Source organism: Flavobacteriales bacterium (genome assembly GCA_013001705.1).
Taxonomy (GTDB): domain Bacteria; phylum Bacteroidota; class Bacteroidia; order Flavobacteriales_D; family JABDKJ01; genus JABDLZ01.
This window is the reverse complement of record JABDLZ010000305.1, coordinates 24,280-33,697: the sequence shown is the minus strand read 5'-3', so window position 1 is coordinate 33,697 and position 9,418 is coordinate 24,280. Positions and strand designations below refer to the sequence as shown.

Here is a 9,418-nt window from a genome sequence, read left to right as displayed (position 1 = left end):
GTACCTGTTGTGACGCCAGTTGCATCGCAGGGTAGCTATGTTCGGATGAGATAAGCGCTGAAAGCATCTAAGCGCGAAACTCACCTCAAGATGAGATATCATTGAGAACCGTTATAGACGATGACGTTGATAGGCTGCAGGTGTAAAGACAGCAATGTCAAAGCCGAGCAGTACTAATTGTTCGAAGCTTTCAATGAGAGAACAGTTCTCCTAATCATTTTCCAAGATGTCTTTTTGATATTGGTGTCAACCTTGCGTTGACCACGATTTTTGGTGACTATAGCGATGGTGTTCACCTCTTACCATTTCGAACAGAGAAGTTAAGCCCATCAGCGCTAATGGTACTGCTAAGGCGGGAGAGTAGGTCGTTGCCAATCTTAATAAAGAGCCCCTTCATTTATTTGAAGGGGCTTTTTTATGCGATATATCTCAAGTTGGAAGTATCCGTGCATGCTATAGTAATCTACACCGGCAATTGGTGCTGCTAGATCATGAAAATTGTGAGGAAATGAAGTACGGTTATGCCTGACATCGCGTTAGGACTGGCCAGTTCGATCTCTTTCTCTTCAACAAGACCTTTTAGTCCTTCAGTTTGCTTTAGGTCTTCTGCTTCTTCTTGCGAGCAGCTGGGAAAAGGATGTTGTTCAGAATCAATCGATATCCAGGAGAATTAGGAAAGAGATTGAGGTCTGTCGGAGGGTCATTAACCCGATGTGTATAGTCTTCTGGGTCATGGCCCCCATAGAAAGTCCATTGTCCCAAACCGTATTCTCCATGGATGTATTTGGCAGTGCTGTGTTTGTGGGTTTCTCCCAACACTAGTACGTTAGACTTGATCTGGTCCTTATGGAAAGAGGTGGTCTGACCCATGAACCCCTTGATCACCTTTTCATGGTTCTGCGTCAACATGGTCGGAACTACATCCCATTTCGCTGAGAATTCGAACAGAAGAAAGAAGTCTTTATCCTGAGGAATACGAGTATGGACACGAGTGGCATCGATACTCGAAAACTCATAGACCATGGGGTTTTTTTCCAAGGTGAAATTCTCAAACCCGAAACAGTTGTCATACTGAAGTTTGGACTGTGCAGTAGGGTCAGCTGGATCTCCATCGAACATGGACTCGCAGATATCTGTATTCAATGCTGCAAGAGCAATATCATATGAATCCGTTCCAGAACACATGGTGAAGAGATAACCTCCTCCAGCGGTGTATTCTGAGATATTGCTTACCACTGCCTTTTTGAGATCGGATACTTTGGTGAATCCTAAACGATTGGCCAAGGATTCCATCTCTTTGACCTGTTCTTGGTACCAAGCCGCATTTCTATAACTGGCGTAGAACTTTCCGTACTGTCCTGTAAAATCCTCATGATGCAAGTGGAGCCAATCATATTTAGGTAATTCTCCCTTGATTATCTCTTCGTCATAGATGACCTTATATGGGATTTCAGCGTATGTCATCACCAGTGTGACCGCATCATCCCAAGGGAGTTTGCTTTTTGGTGAATAGACCGCGATCTCAGGTGCTGTTTCTAGTTTGACTACTTCTTGGTTGACTTCAGGATCAGCAATTTGATTGATGATCTCCATAGCCTGGACATCGGCCAAGATGTTATAGGAGACTCCTCTGATCACGCATTCTTCTTCAATATCTGCATAGCTTTTTATCATGAAGCTGCCTCCCCGATAATTCAATAGCCACTCAACTTCGATATCATTCTGCAATACCCAGAAGGCAATACCATAGGCCTTGAGATGGTTTTTCTGGCTCTCATCCATCGGGATGAGTATATAAGCAGCTGATAACCAAGAAGAAAAAAGAAAACAGAACGATATCAGAATCAATCTCATGGACGTGGACCTAATTTGAGTGGGTACTTCAAAAATAGGGCCATGTGCTCCTCTATGGCAAGGAATTCGATCGAAGTATCGACCTTCTTTTCCTCAGAAGTCTAGATCGTCTGCATCGGTGGATTCATCTGGGCTCCAATCATCATTCATTTTAGACTGCAGAGTGATGGTTGGACCAGCATCGGAGAATCCCATGTCAGGGGAAAGTGGGTCGATGGTCTCGTGGAAGTCGAATGCCTGTAGATCGCTGAATTTCGCCAACTCGTTCTGGAATCTCAGCTTGATCGTGTCCAAGGCACCGTTCCTGTGCTTGGCGATAATGAACTCTCCGATATTCTTCGTTGGCATACCATCTTCGTACTCATGTATGTTATAGTACTCTGGACGGTAGATGAACGAGACCAGATCAGCATCCTGCTCGATTGCTCCTGATTCTCTGAGATCCGATAGTTGGGGTTTCTTATCACCACCTCTAGTCTCCACCGATCGATTCAATTGCGAAAGTGCAATAACTGGGACATTCAATTCTTTGGCAATACTCTTGATGGAGCGTGAAATAGTTGAAATTTCTTGCTCTCTGTTTCCTTTATCTCCGCCCGCTGTCATCAATTGGAGATAATCAATGATGATCATCTCAATATTATGCTGTTGCTTGAGACGTCTGCACTTTGCCCTCAGTTCAAATACAGAGAGGGCAGGGGTATCATCGATGAAAATAGGAGCCTTGGATAGACGTCCAATGCGAGCATGGAGATGAGCAAATTCATCATCTCTCAAGCTACCTTTTCTTAGTTTCTCAGAAGAGATCTCGGTCTCACTGGCAATCAGTCGTTGGACCAACTGAACAGATGACATCTCAAGAGAGAATATGGCGACTGGTCGTTGAAACTCCACTGCGGTATTACGTGCCATGGACAGTACAAATGCAGTTTTACCCATACCTGGACGGGCTGCGATCACGACCATATCCGATCGTTGCCAACCAGAGGTGACCTTATCCAAGTCCTTGAACCCTGATGGAACTCCACTTACGCCTTCTTCCATCTTCATGACCTCTTCGATCTGTAAGATCGCCTCTTTCATCAATGAGGACATCGCATCATAGGATCGTTTCAGATTCCCTTCTGAGACGGTGTAGAGTTTGCTTTCTGTGCGGTCAAGGAGATCGAAGACATCGGTGGTCTCATCGTACGCATCCTTAATCGTCTCGGATGAGATTCGAATCAATTCCCTCAGAATGAATTTCTGAGTGATGATCCTAGCATGAACTTCTGCATTGGCTGTAGATGCCACCTTGTTGGTCAACTGCGAGATGTAGAAGGGACCTCCAATAGCCTCAAGATGTCCGAGTTCTCGCACTTTCTCAGTGACTGTCAGAATATCGATAGGTTTCGACTCATTGAACAATCTGGTCACGGCCTCGAAGATCTGCTGATGCCTAGGGTCATAAAAGGCATCGGGACGCAGGGCATCTATCACATCGTTCAGTGCTTTGGAATCCATGAGGATCGCACCGAGCACTGCTTCTTCTAATTCGATAGCCTGAGGAGGTAATTTGCCTCCTTCTATGGCCGCGTTCCCAAATGATGAGGGACGTTTCAGGCGGTCGATATTCTTCTTTGTCTTCAGTTCTTCCATCGGGATCGTGAAAGTAGGATAAGCTGACTTTCTGAAGATGATAAAATACAGAATGGATTTCAACGTCTGTCCAACATCCTTTTCAACGATCGATGGAATGTGCTGCGTAGATGCTGTCAGCTGACCTAACTTTGAATTCTATGCGGCTCCTTTCTGCTTTAGGTTTCTGGGTCACCCTCCTCTTGGGCTTTGTGTCCTGCAAGGAAGATGTGGATGACGTACCACCACGTATTGTTATTACCTCTCCAGAATCCGATATAGCCATCATCATGCCCGATACGATCACTGTGGCAGGAGAGGTGGAAGATGATAAAGAATTGGAATTTGTCAATTTCGGTCTCGTGAATCAGGACCTGGTTCAGGCCGGTCCACGGATATCTGTCACTTCGATCAACAATCCCTTGGACTTCTCCCTGACTTTACCTGTCACGGACTTAGATATAGAGACCGGGCCACATTTCGTAGAAGTGTTTGCCTCGGACGGTAATAATGATACGCGAGCCTATGTAGAAGTTCAGGTCACCGCGATCCCACGCGAATACCAAGGACTCCTTTTCACTCAAGAACAATTAGGTCAGGAAATGGCCTTGATATTGAGAGAAGATGGAACTCTGTTCACCCTTTACACGGGTTCAAATGGCATTCTCACCACCAGTAATGACCGATGGAATTCTATTGTCATTCTTGATGAAGAAAACAATTCGCTCAGCTCTTACGATGCCGATTCTGGCCTAGAAAATTGGTCGATTCCTTCCATTATCGGGTCTCAAGATGAAATCATTGAGTTGAAGAATGATCCTTATTCTCGTTCATCGCGGGTCCTTACCTCAGTACCATCCATTTTAAATTTCAACAAAGATGGACTCGCTTCTGCCACCGTCTCATTAGATGCTGAATGGTCACCACTGCTCATGTACATCGATCCAGACCATATTTGGGTCGCTTCTGAAACTCCCTCTGGTTATCGGGTGAGTCAGATATTCAAAGCGAGTGGATTCGAAGTCGATTTTTTCATTGTCCCCGAGAGACCTGTACAGATGGAGCGATTATCGACAGATGAGCTCATCCTAGTGGATAGCAATGGCGATATACGCATACTTGAAACTCCGACCGGAGGACAGTATGGTATTGACACGGCTGCAGAACCTCCGGTCTTGGATTGTATTGTAGCTCAGGGAGATGTCGCCTATTTCATTACTTCAGAAGGACTATATCGCTACTCATCATCCAGCTTTCTAGCACCTCTGATATACTCCGGCACAGATTTTCATAGCCTATCTTACGATGACCTGGGACAACGCCTTGTTCTCTCTGAAGGGAGCTCTATTGGATTCTATCTTCTGGATCCGTTGCAGAACGCAGGGAGTGTAGATGTAGGCAGTGCCGCCTCAGAGCTTAGAGTGCTTTTCAACAAGTGATTCCTTGACTTCTGAGTGGGCTTTTCGCGCCCGACTTATCGAGGCATTCAGTTCGAAACCTATCAGAAGAACAATACTGTTGAAGTAGATCCACAGACAGAAGATAATGATGGACCCGATGACCGAACCCACATAACCATAGAGTTCATCGAAACTTGTGAAGTCGTTCACATAGGTGGCAAACCCGAGGGCGATCAAGATCATGAGCAGGCTGGCCAAGGTGGTCCCTGCAGAAAAGACCTTCCACCCTTTGTCATCCGGATTGCCCACATTATAAAGTATCGATATGGCCATCATGAATAGGAGCAGTACGATGGCATAGTTGGTCAAATAGAAAAAGGCGGTCTGTATACCATCGTCTATAATTTCCAGGCTGTCCAGATAATCTGCGACCCATCCACTAGCAGTGACCAAAGACAGAGCGGTGATCACCAGTATGGCCAATACCAACATGATCAGTAGGGATATGAAGAACTGAATGAATGCTCCTTGCCGATTGACCAGATTGACCGACTGCCCGAATGCTGAGAGAATAGACGACACCGATCGACTGGAATAATAGAAGACCAGTAGGAAGGTCACGGAAAGAATACCCGTGCGTTTGTTCTGAATGAGGTCTACGATGGCACCTTCGAATACGGCATATGCCCTATTCGGAATGATATCGCTCAGGTAGTTGAGTAGGAGTATCTGAAAGTCATCCGATATGTAGGGGATCAGTGAGAAAAGCAGAATGACCGTGGGGAAGAAGGCCATGATCAACTGGAAGGAAATGGCAGAAGCACGCAGCGCCAGAGCTCCATTTCCTAGTCCATGGAAAAAGAACCGAATGACAAATAGCAGATTCAATCCTTCGAAACCGGGTAGAATGATCTTCTCCAAAGCGGATCTGGTCCATTCTACTGGTGGACTGGTCTGTATATACTCAATCAGCGGTTTGAACATCGAATTCTGCTTTCAGACTTATGTCCAGACTTCTGACCTTATGAGTCAAGGCTCCCATTGATATGAAGTCAACTCCGCACTCAGCGTAAGGAACTATATTCTCCTTGGTGATCCCTCCTGAGCTTTCCGTTTCAGTTTGTCCACTGATCACAGTCACCGCCTCTTTTGTCTCTGCCACAGAGAAGTTGTCCAGTAGGATTCTTCGTACGCCTTCATTATCTAGGATCTCATTCACCTCTTCCATATCCCTTGCTTCTACGATGATATCCAGATCCAGACCTTGGGCTTTCTGGTAATCTGTACATCGTGTGATCGCTCGGGAGATACCGCCAGCAAAATCAATATGATTGTCCTTGATCATCATCGCGTCATAGAGTCCCATGCGGTGATTGGTACCCCCTCCGATACGTACAGCTTCTTTCTCGAAATATCTGAACAAGGGTGTGGTCTTGCGTGTGTCCAGTATTTTGGTGTTAGTATGGGATATAAGATTCATGGTCGACCGGGTCTTGGTAGCAATCCCACTCATACGCTGTAGAATGTTCAATACCAGTCGTTCTGCTATTAGAAGCGAGTGAACATCCCCCATGACACGCAGCGGTATATCCCCATAAACATGTGAGCGTCCATCGGTGCTGCTCACATCCACTTGGATATCGGGATCGATCAGGTGGAAAATCCTGACGGCCACTTCAAGTCCAGCAAGCACCCCATCTTCTTTGATGAGCATATACATGCTGCCTTGGGCATCTTCTGGAATGCAGGCCAGGGAAGTATGATCACCATCGCGTACATCTTCTTCTAAAGCGAGTCTTACGAATGTTTCTAGATTCATCATGCCAAATCTATTGGAAACCACGATCCATCGGCAGAGACCTTATGAAGTTCGCTATCATCCACATTGGGAAGACCTCAGATAAAGGGCTGAGGAGTTTCATAGAAGAATTCCGTAAACGTCTGAGTCGATTCGCCAAGTTGGAGATCATCGTGGTCAATAGTCCCAAAGGAAAATTGAATGCTGAGGAGGTCAAGCAAAAAGAAGCCGATCATGTGTGTAAGCACTTGAATTCTAGTGATTTGGTGGTTTTATTGGATGAGGGCGGAGCAAGTCTCACGAGCAGGAGATTCGCTAAGATGATCTCCGAACATTTCCTTCACCGATCACAACGTATGACCTTCGTGATAGGTGGAGCTTATGGATTTGCCGATATCTTGCAGAAAAGGTCAAATGAAAGCATATCGCTTTCCAGAATGACATTCAATCATGAATTGGCGTTGGCTGTTTTCGTTGAGCAACTATATCGGGCGCTGACCATTATCAACAAGCATCCCTATCACAACGACTGATCGAGATGGCACTGCCATTTCCAAGCGGAGGATACCATGTCGTCCAAGCCCAACTGAGGTGTCCACATCAGTTTCTCTCTTGCTTTACCATTGTCAGCATAGATAGCTGCGATATCCCCAGGCCTTGCGGGACCGATGATATAGGGTAAGTCTACTTGGTTTGTTTCCTTGAACGCATCTACGATCTCCTGGACCGATACACCATTACCTGTTCCCAGATTGATGAAGTCGAATGAATGCTCTTGCAGCCCGTCTATGAGTCTGCGCATTCCCATGATGTGAGCTTTGGCAATATCCGTCACGTGGATGTAATCGCGGATGCAGGTACCATCACGGGTGGGGTATTCATCTCCGAAGATCGTCAGCTTGTCTCTGTGGCCAGCAGCGGTCTGAGTGATATAAGGGAGTAGGTTATTGGGCACGCCTAGCGGCAGTTCTCCGAGTTTTCCGGAAGTATGGGCACCCACCGGATTGAAATAACGTAATGCGAGTACATCCATATCCCATTGCAGGGCACAGTCCGATAGTATGCGCTCGCCAATGACCTTGGAGAATCCATAGGGCGATTCGCTTTTACCTATGGGTGAATCTTCTGTGACAGGGAGGCTGGGTGGTGTGCCATAGACAGTGCAAGATGAAGAGAACAGGTGATACTTGACACCATATTTTCGCTGAGCCTTGATGAGGTGGATCAGCCCCCCTACGTTGTTCTCATAGTATTCCAAGGGTTTCTCTACGCTCTCGCCTACTGCCTTGAGAGCTGCGAAATGGATGACCCCATCGAATCGATGTCTATCAAAACATGCATCCACCGCTTGCTCGTCTCTCAGGTCTACATCTTCATGCTCGACTTTACGACCAGTTATCTCCTCGATCCTTCTATAGGTATCAGGTGAACTATTGGAATAGTTATCAATGCTCACCAAGGACCAGTCAGTGGACTCTAGGAGTTCTACGATCGTGTGGGACCCGATATATCCGGCTCCACCTGTGATAAGGATCTTCATGATGGATATTGCGACAAATCTATGAACTCGGGCTTGTGGCGAGGTCGGATTCGAAAATTTCGAGCATCTCCTCTATGAATCGGGTCCGGTCGAAATGATGGCGATTATCCAAGGCTCCTTGCTTGAGCTTGTTCAATAGATCCGGCTCCTGATAGAGGCGGTCCATATTATCCCGTATCTCTTCTACGGTATTGGCCTTCATGACCAGTCCATTGAGCCCATGTTCCACTACTTCATTGCACCCTCTGGAATCTGTGGTGATCACAGGAACGCCCATGGCGAGTGACTCCATGAGGTTGACGGGCATTCCTTCACGCTCGCTTGGGAAGACATTCACATCGGCTACACATAGGTAGTGGTAGACATTCTCCTTCCAACCGACATTGACAATGCCCGGGCACCTGCGCATCTGCTCTTCCTCTTCTGGCGTGAGATTGGTCGGATGGATGCGGTCTTTGGCCCCTACGAGTATGAGCTTCAGATTCTTATGATCCTCATAGAGTTGCAAGAAGGCCCGTATGAGTTTGTCAAAACCCTTGAAATCCACTTGACGTCCAACGAAAATGAAGACGAAATCCCCATCTCTCACGCCCAATCTTCGGTGGTATCGAATCTGTTCTTCTTGGGGGATGACATCCAGATTGAATTTTTCCAGATCACAGCCCAGACCGAATGATTCAAGGACCTTGATGCGAGAAGAATCTACATGGCCACTGAGTACTTGACGGTCGGATTCATTCAGAAGAATGATTTGATCCATTTTTCCTGCAGCCCATCGTTCAGCGGATCCTATAGCCAGTTTTCTCCACCCTTTCAAGATCGGGTAGGCCAGACCATGTATCATGGCCACAGTACGTGGCCAACTAGGCTCTTTGGCTATAGCTGTAGTGAACATAGCTGCTGAGAAGTGTACGTTGATCAGGTCAGGCTTGATCTCATTGACTATCTCTCTCAATCTCTTGGCCGAGCTCAGGTGCTTGTTCCATTCGAATCCACGTGGGAAATCCACTTCTACCAGTTCTCCGAAGACTTCCCGATCATAGCAGTCTATCTGAGAGATGTGCTTGGTAGAACTCGCAAGGAATACCTCATTCCCGCGCTCCTGCAGTTCGCGGGCGATATCCTCCAAAAAGGTGTAGTAATTGGTGATGGACGGTATGATGAAAAGGATCTTCATCGGTCGACAAACCTAGCCAAACATTGCTCATG

At 46.5% G+C, this 9,418-nt stretch carries 8 protein-coding genes and 2 rRNA genes; 4 read left to right on the top strand and 6 right to left on the bottom strand.

All coding sequences use genetic code 11. The features are described 5' to 3' along the window. A 23S ribosomal RNA gene (locus tag HKN79_12360) occupies positions 1–195 on the top strand; the annotation flags it as partial. A 74-nt stretch (positions 196–269) separates the two neighbouring features. Further along, a 5S ribosomal RNA gene (gene rrf, locus HKN79_12355) occupies positions 270–377 on the top strand. Positions 378–597: 220 nt separating this feature from the next. On the opposite strand, the gene HKN79_12350 is transcribed toward rrf, so the two are convergent. Then, the gene (locus tag HKN79_12350) at positions 598–1,854 is read right to left on the bottom strand and encodes an asparagine synthetase B (GenBank protein ID NNC84360.1); all 1,257 of its coding nucleotides are present in this window, start codon (positions 1,852–1,854) and stop codon (positions 598–600) included. A 93-nt stretch (positions 1,855–1,947) separates the two neighbouring features. Then, positions 1,948–3,492, bottom strand: coding sequence for a replicative DNA helicase (gene dnaB / locus HKN79_12345; GenBank protein NNC84359.1), 1,545 nt, complete (start codon positions 3,490–3,492; stop codon positions 1,948–1,950). Between the two features lie 140 nt (positions 3,493–3,632). On the opposite strand from dnaB, the gene HKN79_12340 reads away from it, so the two are divergent. Continuing rightward, entirely contained in the window at positions 3,633–4,910 is a 1,278-nt protein-coding gene (locus tag HKN79_12340) for a hypothetical protein (GenBank protein ID NNC84358.1), read from the top strand. Here HKN79_12340 and HKN79_12335 read toward each other — a convergent pair. Together HKN79_12335 and nadC are read right to left on the bottom strand one after the other, a co-directional pair. Beyond that, positions 4,881–5,855, bottom strand: coding sequence for a YihY/virulence factor BrkB family protein (locus HKN79_12335; GenBank protein ID NNC84357.1), 975 nt, complete (start codon positions 5,853–5,855; stop codon positions 4,881–4,883). The two genes, HKN79_12340 and HKN79_12335, sit on opposite strands and share 30 nt — an antisense overlap. Beyond that, positions 5,836–6,693, bottom strand: coding sequence for a carboxylating nicotinate-nucleotide diphosphorylase (gene nadC, locus HKN79_12330; protein NNC84356.1), 858 nt, complete (start codon positions 6,691–6,693; stop codon positions 5,836–5,838). Before nadC ends, HKN79_12335 begins: the two co-directional genes overlap by 20 nt. A gap of 41 nt (positions 6,694–6,734) precedes the next feature. Between nadC and HKN79_12325 the strand changes: the two genes are divergently transcribed. After that, positions 6,735–7,202, top strand: a complete 468-nt coding sequence (locus tag HKN79_12325) for a 23S rRNA (pseudouridine(1915)-N(3))-methyltransferase RlmH (protein ID NNC84355.1) — start codon at positions 6,735–6,737, stop codon at positions 7,200–7,202. On the opposite strand, the gene galE is transcribed toward HKN79_12325, so the two are convergent. Together galE and HKN79_12315 are read right to left on the bottom strand one after the other, a co-directional pair. After that, a complete protein-coding gene (galE, locus tag HKN79_12320) occupies positions 7,190–8,209 on the bottom strand; it encodes a UDP-glucose 4-epimerase GalE (protein ID NNC84354.1) in 1,020 nt (339 codons plus the stop codon). The genes HKN79_12325 and galE overlap by 13 nt on opposite strands. Positions 8,210–8,228: 19 nt before the next feature. Beyond that, a complete protein-coding gene (locus HKN79_12315) occupies positions 8,229–9,386 on the bottom strand; it encodes a glycosyltransferase (protein ID NNC84353.1) in 1,158 nt (385 codons plus the stop codon). Positions 9,387–9,418: the final 32 nt, after the last annotated feature.

What these genes read in the sequence shown, in the direction of transcription:
- HKN79_12350 (NNC84360.1), bottom strand. Translation starts at nt 1,854, where the DNA reads ATGAGATTGATTCTGATATCGTTCTGTTTTCTTTTTTCTTCTTGGTTA.
- dnaB (NNC84359.1), bottom strand. Translation starts at nt 3,492, where the DNA reads ATGGAAGAACTGAAGACAAAGAAGAATATCGACCGCCTGAAACGTCCC.
- HKN79_12340 (NNC84358.1), top strand. Translation starts at nt 3,633, where the DNA reads ATGCGGCTCCTTTCTGCTTTAGGTTTCTGGGTCACCCTCCTCTTGGGC.
- HKN79_12335 (NNC84357.1), bottom strand. Translation starts at nt 5,855, where the DNA reads ATGTTCAAACCGCTGATTGAGTATATACAGACCAGTCCACCAGTAGAA.
- nadC (NNC84356.1), bottom strand. Translation starts at nt 6,693, where the DNA reads ATGATGAATCTAGAAACATTCGTAAGACTCGCTTTAGAAGAAGATGTA.
- HKN79_12325 (NNC84355.1), top strand. Translation starts at nt 6,735, where the DNA reads ATGAAGTTCGCTATCATCCACATTGGGAAGACCTCAGATAAAGGGCTG.
- galE (NNC84354.1), bottom strand. Translation starts at nt 8,209, where the DNA reads ATGAAGATCCTTATCACAGGTGGAGCCGGATATATCGGGTCCCACACG.
- HKN79_12315 (NNC84353.1), bottom strand. Translation starts at nt 9,386, where the DNA reads ATGAAGATCCTTTTCATCATACCGTCCATCACCAATTACTACACCTTT.